Source organism: Thermodesulfobacteriota bacterium, assembly GCA_040756475.1.
Classification (GTDB): Bacteria; Desulfobacterota; Deferrisomatia; order Deferrisomatales; family JACRMM01; genus JBFLZB01.
In genome coordinates this window covers 1,039-14,617 of the sequence record JBFLZB010000020.1, presented here as the reverse complement: position 1 = coordinate 14,617, position 13,579 = coordinate 1,039, and the positions used below count along the sequence as shown (strand labels likewise).

12 protein-coding genes are annotated in these 13,579 nt (G+C 71.5%); 2 read left to right on the top strand and 10 right to left on the bottom strand.

Annotated elements, in window-relative coordinates:
* Nucleotides 1-161: 161 nt before the first annotated feature.
* Both AB1578_04715 and AB1578_04710 read right to left on the bottom strand, forming a co-directional pair.
* Nucleotides 162-863, bottom strand: coding sequence for a hypothetical protein (locus tag AB1578_04715; protein MEW6487203.1), 702 nt, complete (start codon nt 861-863; stop codon nt 162-164).
* Nucleotides 860-2,206: a diguanylate cyclase gene (locus tag AB1578_04710; GenBank protein ID MEW6487202.1), complete on the bottom strand. Its 1,347-nt coding sequence runs from the start codon at nt 2,204-2,206 to the stop codon at nt 860-862. The genes AB1578_04715 and AB1578_04710 overlap by 4 nt, the downstream gene beginning before the upstream one ends.
* 179 nt (nt 2,207-2,385) lie before the next feature.
* Here AB1578_04710 and AB1578_04705 point away from each other — a divergent pair, with 179 nt between their 5' ends.
* Nucleotides 2,386-3,534 carry a THUMP domain-containing protein gene (locus AB1578_04705; GenBank protein MEW6487201.1) on the top strand — a complete coding sequence of 383 codons (1,149 nt, stop codon included), beginning with the start codon at nt 2,386-2,388 and terminating at the stop codon, nt 3,532-3,534.
* A 136-nt stretch (nt 3,535-3,670) separates the two neighbouring features.
* On the top strand, nt 3,671-5,305 hold the full coding sequence (locus tag AB1578_04700; protein MEW6487200.1) for a hypothetical protein: 1,635 nt from the start codon (nt 3,671-3,673) through the stop codon (nt 5,303-5,305).
* A 203-nt stretch (nt 5,306-5,508) separates the two neighbouring features.
* Here the strand turns inward: AB1578_04700 and AB1578_04695 are convergent, their stop codons facing one another.
* From AB1578_04695 to AB1578_04660, 8 genes are all read right to left on the bottom strand, one after another.
* Entirely contained in the window at nt 5,509-5,820 is a 312-nt protein-coding gene (locus tag AB1578_04695) for a hypothetical protein (GenBank protein MEW6487199.1), read from the bottom strand.
* 118 nt (nt 5,821-5,938) lie between these two features.
* Complete coding sequence (gene radA / locus AB1578_04690; GenBank protein ID MEW6487198.1) at nt 5,939-7,312, bottom strand: DNA repair protein RadA; 1,374 nt, start codon at nt 7,310-7,312, stop codon at nt 5,939-5,941.
* A gap of 16 nt (nt 7,313-7,328) precedes the next feature.
* Nucleotides 7,329-7,949: a hypothetical protein gene (locus AB1578_04685; protein MEW6487197.1), complete on the bottom strand. Its 621-nt coding sequence runs from the start codon at nt 7,947-7,949 to the stop codon at nt 7,329-7,331.
* Between the two features lie 19 nt (nt 7,950-7,968).
* Nucleotides 7,969-9,072 carry a rod shape-determining protein RodA gene (rodA, locus tag AB1578_04680; protein ID MEW6487196.1) on the bottom strand — a complete coding sequence of 368 codons (1,104 nt, stop codon included), beginning with the start codon at nt 9,070-9,072 and terminating at the stop codon, nt 7,969-7,971.
* Entirely contained in the window at nt 9,069-10,943 is a 1,875-nt protein-coding gene (gene mrdA / locus AB1578_04675) for a penicillin-binding protein 2 (GenBank protein ID MEW6487195.1), read from the bottom strand. The genes rodA and mrdA overlap by 4 nt, the downstream gene beginning before the upstream one ends.
* Nucleotides 10,940-11,443, bottom strand: a complete 504-nt coding sequence (locus AB1578_04670; GenBank protein ID MEW6487194.1) for a hypothetical protein — start codon at nt 11,441-11,443, stop codon at nt 10,940-10,942. Before AB1578_04670 ends, mrdA begins: the two co-directional genes overlap by 4 nt.
* Nucleotides 11,440-12,261 carry a rod shape-determining protein MreC gene (mreC, locus tag AB1578_04665; protein ID MEW6487193.1) on the bottom strand — a complete coding sequence of 274 codons (822 nt, stop codon included), beginning with the start codon at nt 12,259-12,261 and terminating at the stop codon, nt 11,440-11,442. Before mreC ends, AB1578_04670 begins: the two co-directional genes overlap by 4 nt.
* A 171-nt stretch (nt 12,262-12,432) precedes the next feature.
* Nucleotides 12,433-13,467: a rod shape-determining protein gene (locus tag AB1578_04660; protein ID MEW6487192.1), complete on the bottom strand. Its 1,035-nt coding sequence runs from the start codon at nt 13,465-13,467 to the stop codon at nt 12,433-12,435.
* Between the last annotated feature and the right edge of the window lie 112 nt (nt 13,468-13,579).

Genomic DNA, 13,579 nt, shown 5'->3' with positions numbered 1-13,579 from the left:
TGTGTTGGTGGCGCCCCCCGCTCGGCCGCGGGGGGGGCGGCCGCCCCCCGGCCCCCCCCCCCCCGGCTCCACCGTCTGGGCGCAGTGCGGGATCGCGGAACCGCTATGCTGCGCGGCGCGATCCGGAAGGCGACACCGCGAAGCGGTCTTCCAACGGCATGCTATTGGGGCTCGGTTCCGGTGCGCAGACGTTCCAGTTGGAGGTCGAGGGTCTTGAGGCGCTCCAGGGTCTCCTTGAGCTCCGCGTTCTCCCGGGCGAGCTCCTTGTTCTCCCGGGCGAACTGCGCCGCCCGCTCCTCCCACTCCCGCTGCCGCGCGGCGAGCTCCTCGTTGCGGCTCTCGAGCTGCTCCTTCTCGCGCCCCAGGACCCGCCCTTCCTCCACCAGGAGCTCCAGCACCGCGGCCATGCCCCGGCTGTCGCGGCGAAGGGCCTCCAGGCGCCGGCGCACCTCCTGCTCTTCCTTGCCCAGGAGGTCCGCCACCTCCCGGCGCCGCTCGCCCCGCCGCTCGCAGCGCCCCAACTCCGAGAGCACTGCCTCCAGTCGGCCAAGCGCGACGTCGTCGGCCCCCTGGGGGGCCAGGTCCCGAAACCGCTCCAACGCCGCCAGCGCCCCGCGGTAGTCGGGCTCGGGGTTGGCCGGGTGGGAGCGCAGGAGGGACAGGTGCAGGAGCGCCCGGGCTCGCTCGGCGTCGCTCGGGGCATCCCGCGCCGCCCCTTCCCAACGGTCGATCTCCACAGGGATGCCCAGGGCCGTGAGGCCCGCCTGGCTCCGTTCGGCCCGGCGGACCGGGCTCGCCCAGGGCGCGCAGGCAAAGGTTGCGGCCGCGGCAGCCAGAGCGACCCACCGGACCCACCCGGTCACCCCGTCCTCCCCTGGGGCGCCGGCCACGTCGCCCCGTCCCGGTCGCTCACGCACACGCTCCCCGCCGCCGCCTTCGCCCGTTCCTTGAGCCGGGCCGCCGCCTCACCGATCCGGATCGGATCGCTGTGCACCAGGGAGGGCTCGGTAACGGCTGCGATGGACAGGGACAGGAGGGGGAAGGTGGCGGGCGCTCCCTGGCGGTCCACGCCTTGGATGACCCCACGCGTCCGGTCCTCCTCGCTGTAGAAGGCCGGCACCGCCCCATCGAAGCGCCGGATCACCTCGTCGCACAGGGGCCGGAAACGGTCCGCCGCCGTCAGGAGGACGAAGTCGTCCCCCCCGATGTGGCCCACGAAGTCCTCCGGACGCCCCTCTTCTTCCACGACGTGCTCCAGGGTGCGCGCCAGCGTCTTGATGACCTCGCTGCCCCGCGCGTAGCCGTACTTGTCGCTGTAGGCCTTGAAGTTGTCCAGATCCAGCAGGCAGAAGGCCAGGGGCGCTCCCGCCTCGGCCCGGCGCCGCACCTCTTCCTCGATGGCCTCGCCCCCGGGAAGCCGGGTAAGCGGGCTCGCATCCAGGCACATCTGCTCCATGCGCTGGAGCCGAACGGACATGGCGGAGAAGGCCCGCGCCAGGTCCCCCAGCTCGTCGGCCGTATCGAGCTCCGGCGCCCGGTCGAACCGGCCCTCCGCGATCTCCGCCGTGGCTGCCTTGAGCCTGCGCAGCGCACCGGTAATGCTCCGGGAAAGGACCAGCGCCGCGGTCCCCGCAAGGGCCACCCCCAGGAGCCCCAGAATGACCGTCGCCTGAAACGCCTGCCGGCCGAGCTCGGAGGTGCGCAGCGTCTTCTGATTGCGCACCCGGCGCAGCGCGGCCGACTCGGCCCGCAGGGAATCCAGGATCTCGCCCTGCTTGGCCCGCAGAACCCGGCTGGCCTCCGGGGTGGGCTCCCCCGGAAGGGCGAACGCCTGGTCGAACAAGCTCTCGTAGTCGGCGTGCAGGGCGCCGATCCGGGGAGCCCAGGAATCGTCGGCCCCCCGGATTTCGAGCACCCTCCCGAGGCCTGCGCGAAACTCCTGGCTGCGCTGGCGAAAGACCTCTTCCAGGGCGGGGTCCCGGAGCAGCAGATAGCGCCGCCCGTAGGAATCCTGGGCCAGGAGGTGGTCGACCAGCTGGTCGGCCGCCTCCACCAGCGGCACGTCCACCTCGACGATGCTGCCCGTGATCTGATTGAGACGGGCGAGCGTGAGCAGCGTGTAGGAAGCGCCCAGACCCGCCAGGAGCAGCAGGGGAAGATACCCCAACAAGAGCTTGCCCGCGATGGTCAGACGCAGCCTTCCCATGGTGCTCCATCTCGCGGCCGAACGGGTTCGGCCAGCCCCCCGCAAGCGCCCCGGAACCAAAACCGCATCCTATCTACCAGGCCCGGGCCGCGCTCGTCAAAGAACGCAGGCCCTTGCCCTCCCCTCACCACCTGTGGTCTCTTGGGCTCCCCTCTCCCCCTGTTCCCGCGCCGGATGCCGTGACCCCGACCCGACCCCAGCGACACGCCTTTTTCGCCGCCTGCTCCCCGGGCCTCGAAGCCGTGCTCCTGACCGAAACGCGAGGGCTTCGCCTGGCGCGGGCGGAAGCCCAGGTCGGAGGGGTGCGCTTCGAGGGAGAGGAGTGGGAAGGTTGGCGGGCAGCCCTGCACCTGCGTACGGCCGTGCGCATCTACCGGGAGCTCGCGCGGTTTGCGGCTCCCACCCCCGAGGCCCTGTACCGGGGCACCCGGGCGGTTGCGTGGGACACCGTGCTGGAGCCGGAGCAGACCTTCGCCGTGGACGCCAAGGTCTCGGGTCCGGTGCACCGGCACTCGGGGTTCGCCGCCCTCAAGGTCAAGGATGCCGTGGCAGACTGGTTTCGCGAGCGCTTCGGCGTGCGCCCCTCGGTGGACGCCGAGACCCCCGACGCAAGCCTCCTGGTCCGCCTGGTGGACGACCGCTGCACCCTCTCCCTGGACGTGGCGGGCCGCGCCCTGCATCGGCGGGGCTACCGGGTCCAGACGACCCCCGCCCCCCTGGGCGAGTGCCTGGCGGCGGGCGCGGTGCTCCTGAGCGGCTGGGACCGCAGGAGCCCCTTTCTCGACCCCCTGTGCGGCTCGGGGACCCTCCTCATCGAAGCGGGGCTCCTGGCCTCCGGGGTCGCCCCGGGCCTCCTGGGGGGCGCCTTCGCCTTCGAGCGTTCCCTTGGCTTCGACCGGGGCCGCTGGGAAGAGCTCCGCGAGGCCGCCCGGCGGGCGGTGCAGCCCCCTCGCCGCCTCGTCCTGCGCGGGAGCGACCTCGATCCCGACGCCGTGGCCGCCGCCCGAGCCAACGCAGCGGCGGCGGGCCTGGGCGACGCGGTAGCGGTCGAGCAGGCCGACGTGCGCGACTTCGCCCCCACCCCGGGCTGGGGAGCCACGGTGGTGACGAATCCCCCCTACGGCGTGCGCCTGGAAGAGGAGGAGGCGCTCCTTCCCCTGTACCAAGACATGGGCCGGGTCTTCAAGAATCGCTGTCGTGGATTTCACGTCCATCTGTTCATGGCCAGTGCCCGGCTGGCCAAGTCTTTCGCGCTAAAGCCTGCCCGGTACTGGCCCCTCCTCCACGGCGGCCTCCCCTGCCGCCTCGCCCGGTTCGAGATCCGGTGAGGGGGAGGAAGGGAGGCGGGCGGTTGCCCTCCCCCGCCGCCCCTGTGGTACATGTGCGGCTCACCGCCGCCGCCGGCCCGGCCGATACGTGACCGGCGGCGGGCGCACGCGTGGGCAGGAGTCGGGAGGAGCGTTCATGGCGAAGGCGGCACGGCGGTTCTTGTTTCTCGGTGGGGTACCGGTCTTCGACTATCTCATCTCGGTGCGGATGGACGAGATCGCCCGGGCCACCCAGGACGATGTCCTCGTGGTGGGCGACCGCATTCTGCTGCCCGTGGGTGCGGTGTTTCGCTTCCGGGCCGAGTCGACGGGGCAGACCCATGTGGTCAACCCCATGGCCAGCCGCGAGGTGCAGCAGGTCCACGACCGCTCCTACTACTCGCTGGAGCTCGGGGGCAAGCACGCCGAGCAGTACGCCTTCACCCTGTGCGGCGACCTCGCCGCGGCGGCCGCGGAGCTTCGGCAGGCGTTCCCGGCCCTGATCCGGGGCGAACAAGACCTGAAGGTCGTGGAGGTGTCGGCGCCGGTGCCGATCCATCTGGGGGGCAACAACAAGAACATCATCGAGGAGATCAAGACGCTCTACGGCTCCCCGGAGCTCGGGGGCCGCGGCGATGCCGTGGGCTTCGAGCACCATTTCTTTTGCGACACGGGGCACCCCCATTACGCCATGGTCGAGGAGCTCTACCGGCGGCTGGGGGTGGACACCGGCCCCCGGGAAGAGATGCACGTGGAGGGGCTGGTGCCTCGCACCGGGTACGTCTTCACCCTGCTGACCCCCGAAGGCTCCCCCCTGGACCGGGTGATCCTGGCCAGCCGCACCAACGAGGGCGTGATCCCCCCCGAGCAGCTGCGGCAAAAGTATTTTCGCCTGGAGTACGGGCTGCGTCGCGACCGGGACTTCGTGGAGACCGATCTGGTGGTCAACTCCATGACGAACCCCGAGGAGGTGCGCCTGCTCCTGCGCCTGCTGCAAACCGCCTACGCCTCGGGGGTCACGACCACCGTGTGCCCGACCCTGACGCTCCTGCGCTGCCTGGACCGGCTCATCGACGCGCGCTACTTCACCACGGAGAAGGAGCGCTTCTTCCAGTACCGCAAGGATCTGATCTACGGCGCCATCCTCCCCTTCGTGCAGTACCTGGTGCTGAACCGCGACGAGCTCACCGCCCTGGACGACCTGGTGACCAAGCGCGGCATCGACGCCACCGCCGCCCTGGTGGCCAACCGCATGAACCGGGGCAAGCGGGGAGAGAGCCCGGAAGGGGGAAAGATCGTGGTCACGGGGGGGAGCAAGGGGGCGCGCCTCACGGAGCGCCTGAGCCCCGAACGCGCCCAGCGCTTCTGGGAGAAGGCGAGCCTCGCGCGGGAAACCTCGGTGCGCTTTGCCGAGCGGCGCATCGTATGCGGCGACGACTACGTTACCGAACTCACCACGACCCTGGGGGCGGGGGACGTCTTCTCGGGGATCTTCATCGGCCTGACGGCCCTGGGGTGGGACGGCGGCCACGCCCTGCGGGCCGCGACCCTGGGGGCCCAGCACTTCATCCGCCACCGCACCAAGCCCCGCATCGCCGACATGATCGCCACCGACGAGGACCACATCCGCCTGGGTACCGAGACGGAGCTGGTGGACGTGATCTCCCACCACCTGGCCGCTTCCGGCGATCCCACCCGCTACGGCACGATTTCCGACACGGTCATCACCGTGAAGACCGCCCAGCTTCAGCACCCCTTCCGGGAGGTGCTGAAGCTGGAGGACCAGCTGTAGGGGGGGACCCGCGGGTCGCCCCTACGACCACCCGACGGACCGGGGGGTGGGGGCGGCGGGGCGGGCCCCCCCCCCCCGCGCCGGGGGGGGCCCCGCCAAGCGGACCCACCCCGCCTGCGCCGTGGCGCGCCCGTCAACCCGGCGCAGGCGCTTCCCATTGCCCACGCGCCGGTCCTTCCGGCACTTCCGCCGGCCGAGGAACTTCAGTGCCGGCCGCCCCCGGAGAACCGGCTCTCGAGGAGGGAGGAGGACTCGTCGATCGTCTGCGCCGCGGCGCGGGCGGTGCCGTCGGCGAGTCCCGCCTGGGCGAGCTCACGCATGAGATTGGCGTAGGTGTGGGAGAGGACGTCGAAGGCCGTCAGCTGCTCCGGGGAGACCGGCGTGCCTTCCCGCACGTGCTCGTCGAGGCGCCCGGCGTGAACCCGGACCATCTGCCCCAGGGCCTCGGCGATCAGCGCCCACTGGGTCGCGGTCAGGCCCAGGGAAATTCGCGATTCGGTGCGCCGTTCGTTCATCTCGCGACTCCGTGTTCGGGGAAGGCGCCGGGCGAACGGCACCTATCGGCCGGACGCGTCGTCGGGTTGACCGCAGCGACCCGCCTTGGGCCGCTGGTCCGCCCAGCCGAAGCGGCACTCACATTCCCAGGGCGTCGCGCAGGTCGGTCAGCCGGCCCACGGGAACGAACGCGATGTCCCGCGGCGCACCCTTGCCGGGCTCGGAGCTGCGGGGGCCGTAGGCCGTGCGAAAGCCCAGGCGTGCAGCCTCGGCCAGCCGCGCCTCGGGGCGGGAGACGCCCCGAACCTCTCCCGCCAGACCCACCTCGCCGAAGAAGACCGCCTTCTCGGGCAGGGGACGGTCGCGCACCGCCGAGCACAGCGCCGCTACCACGGCCAGGTCGGCGGCGGGCTCGGACACCTGGAAGCCTCCCGAGACCTTGACGAAGATGTCGTGGGAGAGGAGCGGCAGGCCCAGGCGGCGTTCCAGGAGCGCCGAGAGGATCTGGACCCGGGTGCGCTCGACCCCCGAGGTGGTGCGTTGGGGGCTTCCGTAGGCGCAGGGGCTCACCAGCGCCTGCACTTCGGCGAGCAGGGTGCGGGTGCCCTCCAGGGCCGGCACCACGGCAGAGCCCGGGGCGCCCGCAGGCCGCTCGGAGAGGAAGAGCGCCGAGGGGTTGGCGACCCCGGCGAGCCCCCCCTCCCCCATCTCGAAGACCCCGACCTCGTTGGTGGAGCCGAAGCGGTTCTTGACCGCCCGCAGGATGCGGTAGGGGTGGCCCCGATCGCCCTCGAAGTAGAGCACCGTATCCACCATGTGCTCCAGCACGCGCGGGCCGGCGAGGGAGCCGTCCTTGGTGACGTGGCCCACGAGGAAGACGGGCATCCCCCGGGTCTTGGCCCAGACCACGAGCCGCCCCGAGACCTCCCGCACCTGGCTCACGGTGCCGGGGGCGCTGCCGATCTCGGACGAGTAGAGGGTCTGCACGCTGTCCACCACCACCACCGCCGGCCGGGTCGCCTCCACGGCTTCGAGGATCCGCGAGAGATCCGTCTCGGCGAGCACCAGGAGGTCGGCCTCGGGACCGCCCAAGCGGTCGGCCCGCATGCGGATCTGGCGGGCCGACTCCTCACCGGAGACGTACAAGGTCTTGCCCTGGGCACGGGAGAGAGCCTGGAGCACCTGGAGCAGCAGCGTGGACTTGCCGATGCCCGGGTCACCCCCCACCAGAACGGCGGAGCCCGGCACGAGCCCGCCCCCCAGCACCCGGTCGAACTCGGGGATGCCGGTGGGGGAGCGCTCCTCCCCCTCGGTCTGCACCTGGCACAGGGGAATGGGTCCACCGGAGCTCGCCAGGCCCGCGAAGGCGCTCCGAGCCGCGGCGCCCGGCTCGGCGGAGACGGCCGTCTCCACGAGGGTTCCCCACCCCCCGCAGTCGGCACAGCGCCCGAGCCACTTGGGGGACTGGGCGCCGCACTGCTGGCACTCGAAGACGCGCCGGGGCTTGGCCATGGGGGCTCTTCTCGCCTCAGCTTGCCGGCTTCAGATCCAAGGCGGTGCGGCGCTCGCCCCAGCCGAGCACGATCCGGGAGGGTCCCGGGGGAGCTTCGGCGGTTTCCAGCACCGCCTCGAGATTTCCCTCGGGTACGGACCCCTGCACCGAGACCACCAGGAGCCCCGCTGCCCGGGCCTCGCGGGCGACCGCTTCCACCGAGCCCCGCAGCGGCGCACGAAACCAGGCTCCGCCCCCGAACCGGCCCCGGGAGAGATCGAAGACGCCTGCCACGAACGCGGTGAGGCGGCCGCACACCTCATCTGCCCAGGCCACCTTCTCCCAGGCCTCCCCCACCACCTCCAGGTACACCCCCAGGCTCTCGTCGCCCGCCGCGCCTGGTCCTCCTTGGGAAGCCCCGGCAGCTCGGGACCGGGGAGGCCCCTGGAAGGCCCGCTCCAGGAGGTTCGCCAGGGCGTCGTGGACCCGGGCGTAGGTGTCGAGCTCCATGCAGCCGCTCAGGATGCCCGCCACGAGAGCTGCGGTGAGGTCCCGGGTGCCCTGCTCGTCCAGGGCCCCTTCCACCGCGGCCAGGGACACGGCCTGCCCCAGGGCTACGAAGGTATCGGCGTCTTGGGTAATCATGGAGCTCTTCATCGGCTCTTCCACCGTCGGACTAAAGGCCCCGGGAGAACCGGCGTGCCCGGATGCTCAGGAGGATGCCCACGATGACATAGGTGGTGAGCACCGAGGAGCCGCCGTAGGAGAACAGCGGCAGGGGCACGCCCACCACCGGCAGCAGGCCGCTCACCATCCCCACGTTCACCCCCACGTGGAAGAAGAGGATGCTCGTGACTCCCACGGCCAGGAGACGGCCGAAGGGGTCCTTGGCCTTGGCGGCGATGTCGATCCCCCATAGGATCAGCAGGGCGTAGAGCAAGAGCACCAGGCCGCAGCCCGCGAGACCCCACTCTTCGCCCAGAACGGAGAAGATGAAGTCGGTGTGCCGCTCGGGGAGGAACTGGAGGCGCACCTGCGTGCCCTGGAGGAATCCCTTTCCCAGCACCTGCCCCGAGCCGACGGCGATCTTGGACTGGATGATGTGGTAGCCGGCCCCCAGGGGGTCCCTCTCCGGGTTGAGAAACGTGAGGATGCGCTGGCGCTGGTAGTCGTGGAGCATGCTCCAGCCCAGGGGCGCGAGGGCCACAACGCCGGCCCCGAGCACCGCCAGCAGTCGCCGTCGCAAGCCCTGAAACAGGATGGCCGCCCCCCCGACGCCGGCCACGAGCACGGCGGTCCCCAGGTCGGGCTGGAGGAGGATCATCGCCGCGGGCACCAGCGCTGCCAGGGCGGGCTTCCAGATCTGGCGCACGCCATAGGGAGGCGGGGCGGCCTCCCGCGAGAGAACGTGGGCAGCCATGATCGCCATGGCGATCTTCATGAACTCCGAGGGCTGGAACCGCAGCCCCCCCAGCTGGAGCCACCGCTGCGCCCCCATGCTGGTCTTCCCCGCCAGAAGAACGGCGGCCAGAAGCACCAGGTGCACCAGGTACAGGGCAACGGCCCAGTTGTCGAGGTGGCGGTAGTCCAGCGCCAGGGCCACGAGCATGGCGGCGAGACCCACGGCCATCCACCGCAGCTGGCGGGCGGCGTGCCCGGCCACTTCGCCGTCGGGACCGTGGCTCGCGCTCCACAGCACCACCAGCCCCAGGCCCGAGAGCAGGAGCACCAGCCCCACGAGCCCGTAGTCGATCTGCCCCAGCCAGGCGCGGCGGCTCACAGGCGCGGTTCCTGCCCCGGCGCCTTTGCGCCGGCATGGCGCTGACTGCCCAGGTCGCGGTAGGCTTCCACCACCTTGCGCGCCACCGGCGCCGCCACCGCGCCCCCGCCCTCTCCTGCGTGTTCCACGAGCACCGCGACCGCGATTTCCGGGTCGTGGGCCGGCGCGTAGCAGGCGAACCAGGCGTGGTCCCGGTGCTCCCGGGGGATGAGATCCTGGGGCAGCCCGGCCTCCGCCGGGAGCTTCACCACCTGGGCGGTGCCGGTCTTTCCGGCCACAGGAAAGTCCGTCACCTCGGAACGGCGCCCGGTGCCCCGCTCGCTCGTCACCACCCCGCGCAGGGCGTCGCGCACCAGGTCGAGGTGCGCCCGCCGATACTCCAGGCGGCCGGCCTCCCGGCGGCCCGCTTCCAGGATGGGCCGGCCCTGGGAGTCCTCGGTGCCGGAGACGATACGCGAGCGCATCCGCACCCCGTCGGGGTGTGCGACGCCCGCCATCAGCGAGGCGATTTGCAGGGGCGTGGAGAGCAGGTATCCCTGCCCGATGGCCACCGAGAGGGTCTCGCCGGTGTACCAGGGTTCTCCCCGGGCCCTGCGCTTCCACTCCTTCGAGGGAACCAGCCCCGCCTTCTCCCCCTGCATGTCGAGCCCCGTAGGCTTTCCGAGTCCGAGCGCCAGTGAGTGGCGGTGGATGGCATCGATCCCCAGGTCGATGCCGAGCTGGTAGAAGTACACGTCGCACGACTGGATCAGGGCCTCGCGCAGGTTCACGGAGCCGTGACCCGTCTTCTTCCAGCACCGGTACGGTCGGCCCGCGAAGGTGTAGGCTCCCGAGCAGAACACGCGGGTGAGCGGCGTAACGACCCCCTCGGCCAGGCCGGCCAGGGCCGTGACGACCTTGAAGGTGCTCGCCGGCGGGTAGAGGCCCTGCATGGCCCGGTTCTGCAAGGGATGGAGCGGGTCGGCCGAGAGGGCGGCCCACTCCTCGGCCGTGACCCCCCTGGCGAGTACGTTGGGATCGAAGGATGGCCGCGATACCAGGGCGAGCACGTCGCCCGAGCGCACCGAGACCACGGCGACCGCCCCCGCCGCCGGCCCCAGGGCCTCCGCGGCGGCTTGCTGCAAGCGCCGGTCGATGGTGAGGACCACGTTGCGGCCGGGCCGGGCCGGGCGCTCGGCGAGCACCTGGAGCTTTCGGCCCCGCACGTCCACTTCCACCTGCTGCCCGCCGGCCTCGCCCCGCAGTTCCCCCTCCCAGGCCCACTCCAGCCCCGTACGGCCGATGGCGTCGCCCGCCTCGTACTCGGCGTAGGCCGGCTGGCGCAGCTCGTCCCCGGAAATCTCTCCCACGTACCCCAGCACCGAGCCCAGGAGATCAGCAAAGGGGTAGAACCGCACGGGGGTGGCCTGGACCACGACCCCGGGAAGCTCCAGGCGGTGTACCTCGAGCCGCGCCATCTCCGGCCGGGAGAGGCGCCGATCGAGAATGCGGGGCTTCCAGCGCGCCGGCCCCGGGCCTTCCACGACGAGGGCGATCAACTCCGGATCCATCTGGAGGGTTTCCGCCAGGTGCGCGTACACCCGCCCTCGCTCTCCCCGGGGCATCTCCGCGGGAATGACCAGCGCGTCGAACGTCGCCCGCACCTCGGCCAGGATCTCTCCATTGCGGTCGAGGATCATCCCCCGGGGCGCCAGCACGCGCTCGAGCCGGATCCGGTTGTTCTCGCTCAGGTAACGGTACCGCGACCCTTCGAGCACTTGCAGGTACAGGAGCCGCAGGCCCAGGACCCCGAAGACCGCGAGCACCGCGACCACGCACCACAGGAAACGCCGGCGCAGGGGAAGCGGGGCCGGCAGCATTCCGGGGATCATGCGGGGGCCTCGGCGCGGTGCCGGCGCCCGCTGGCGAGCTCGAGGACCACGAAGACCAGGGGCACGCACAGGGCATCGACCAGGGCCTGGGACCAGGCCGTGGATGCGAGCACTGCGAGGTCCAGGGGGTTGCGGAAGGAATACCGACTCAGGACTGCCACGCCCGCTGCCTCGGCCACCGGCCCCAGGGCCGCGAAGGGAAGCAGCAGCGCGGGGCGGTCGTCGAAGAACACGCCGCGGAACGGCCGGGCGAGAGCGTAGAGGAACAGGCGCAGCAGCGGTGCAAAGCCCCCCGGGGTTCCCGAAGCCGCCTCCAGCGCCAGGCCGGCCCCGAAGGCCAGGACGACCCCGCCCCGGGGCATACCGGTGAGCGCCACCCAGAGCACCAGGGCGCGGGTGAGGTCCGGCCGCCAGGGATCGGAGAGGACGAGGGGAAGGAGGGTCGTCTGGAGCACGAGACCGGCGAGCAGCGCCCCCCACCACGCGAGGTGCGCTCTCACGGGCCGCCCGCTCCTTCCCCGAGGATCACGAAGACCTCCTCCAGGCGGGAGAAATCCGCGCTCGGCACGAGCACGGTGGGGTGGAAGACCTGGCCCGGCCGCACCTCGACCCGGGAGACCTCCCCCAGGAGGAGTCCCTTGGGAAAGACCCCATCCAGCCCCGAGGTGACCACTCGGTCGCCGGGGGCCGCCTCGTCTTCCCGGGCCACGTGGAGCACCCGGCACGTGGACCCGTGGCTGCCCTCCACCAGAACCTGGGCCCGGGTACGCTGCACGATCGCATCCACCGCGGAGTTTGCGTCGGTGAGGAGCAACACGCGGCTCGCCCGGGCGCCCACCTCGTACACCCGGCCCACCACTCCCGCGGGGGTCACGACGGGGGAGTCCGGGCCCACCCCGTCGGACGCTCCCCGGTCGAGCACCACCGTCTGCACCCACGCCGTGGCGCTGCGGCCCACGACCCGTGCGGGGATCTGGCGAAGCGGGGTGGCTTCCTTGAACGCAAGCAGGGTCTTGAGCCGCTCGTTTTCCTGCGCCACCTCCTCCACGGTGAGGAGCTCGCGTTTGAGCTCCGCCACCTCCTGGCGCAGGCGTTCGGCCTCTCGGGCCGTATTGACGAGGAAGACGTACCGGTCCACCGCCGAGCCGAGCCCGTCGGCAATCCCCCGCACCGCAAACTGGACGGGCGCGCCCAGCAGGCCCACCGACCGCCCCACGAGCCCCGGGTCCTCCCTGCCGGACGAGAGCACCCCCAGGGCCACGAGCGTGAGCCCCACACCGATGATCGCCCCGCGGTACCGCAGCAGGAAACCGAGCATGTACCCTCGCGCATGCGTGGGTCGGGCAGTCCGAGCACTGGAACAGGAAGCTGACCCCCCCTCCTCGAGGCGTTCAGCTACGGGTTGACGCGCCCCGTCATGGGGCCCGGACTTCGGGATCGCGGGGGCGGCGCCCCGGGCCGCCGCAACCGGCCCGCGGCGCGGCGCCGGTCAGGAACAGACCTCTCGGAGCAGGCTGATCTCGTCCAGGGCCATGCCGGCTCCCAGTGCCACACACGAGAGGGGATCGTCGGCCACCATGACCGGCAGGCCGGTCTCTTCCCGCAGCAACACATCCAGATTGCGCAGCAGGGCACCTCCCCCCGCCAGCACGATCCCCTTGTCGACGATATCGGCCGCGAGCTCGGGAGGCGTCTTCTCCAGGGCGATGCGCACGGCCTGGATGATGGCGTTGATGGGCTCTCGCAGGCTCTCGCGAATTTCCGCGCTGTTCACGGTCACCGTCTTGGGAATGCCCGCCACCAGATCCCTTCCCTTCACATCCATGGTGGGGTTCTTCTCTTCCGGGTCGGGGTAGGCGTTGCCCACGGTGATCTTCACCTCTTCGGCGGTGCGCTCGCCGATGAGGAGATTGTACTTTCGCTTGACGTACTGCACGATGGCCTCGTCGAGCTTGTCTCCCGCCACCCGCACCGACTGGCTGTAGACGATGCCCGCCAGGCTGATCACCGCGACCTCGGTGGTTCCGCCCCCGATGTCGACGATCATGTTGCCGGAGGGCTCGGTTACCGGGAGTCCCGCTCCGATGGCCGCGGCCATGGGCTCCTCGATCAGGTACACCTCCCGGGCGCCCGCCGACTCGGCCGACTCGCGCACCGCGCGCTTCTCCACCTGGGTAATGCCCGAGGGAACGCCCACGATCACCCGGGGCCGCACGAGCTTTCGCCGATTGTGCACCTTCTGGATGAAGTAGCGCAGCATCGCCTCACAGATGTCGAAGTCGGCGATCACGCCTTCCTTGATGGGGCGCGTGGCCACGATGGACCCCGGCGTACGACCGAGCATGCGCTGGGCCTCCTTGCCCACCGCGAGGATCCGGCCGCCCCCCTGGGCGTCCTTGCGCACGGCCACCACGGAGGGCTCGCTCGCGACGATGCCCTTGCCCTTTACGTAGACGAGGGTGTTGGCCGTTCCCAGGTCGATGGCGAGGTCGGTGGAGAAGAAACCCAGGATGGCATCCAGCATGGTGGTCTCGATTCTCGGGAGGGCGGGGATGCGGCCGTCCGGCCGCGAAGGAATGGCGGATTGTAGCAAGGGAGCGCCGACATGTTGAAGACCGCGCGCCGGCCCCGATTCA

Excerpts from the sequence above, each read along its gene's own strand:
- AB1578_04710 (MEW6487202.1), bottom strand. The coding sequence starts at position 2,206 with ATGGGAAGGCTGCGTCTGACCATCGCGGGCAAGCTCTTGTTGGGGTAT.
- AB1578_04700 (MEW6487200.1), top strand. The coding sequence starts at position 3,671 with ATGGCGAAGGCGGCACGGCGGTTCTTGTTTCTCGGTGGGGTACCGGTC.
- AB1578_04695 (MEW6487199.1), bottom strand. The coding sequence starts at position 5,820 with ATGAACGAACGGCGCACCGAATCGCGAATTTCCCTGGGCCTGACCGCG.
- radA (MEW6487198.1), bottom strand. The coding sequence starts at position 7,312 with ATGGCCAAGCCCCGGCGCGTCTTCGAGTGCCAGCAGTGCGGCGCCCAG.
- AB1578_04685 (MEW6487197.1), bottom strand. The coding sequence starts at position 7,949 with ATGAAGAGCTCCATGATTACCCAAGACGCCGATACCTTCGTAGCCCTG.
- mrdA (MEW6487195.1), bottom strand. The coding sequence starts at position 10,943 with ATGATCCCCGGAATGCTGCCGGCCCCGCTTCCCCTGCGCCGGCGTTTC.
- mreC (MEW6487193.1), bottom strand. The coding sequence starts at position 12,261 with ATGCTCGGTTTCCTGCTGCGGTACCGCGGGGCGATCATCGGTGTGGGG.
- AB1578_04660 (MEW6487192.1), bottom strand. The coding sequence starts at position 13,467 with ATGCTGGATGCCATCCTGGGTTTCTTCTCCACCGACCTCGCCATCGAC.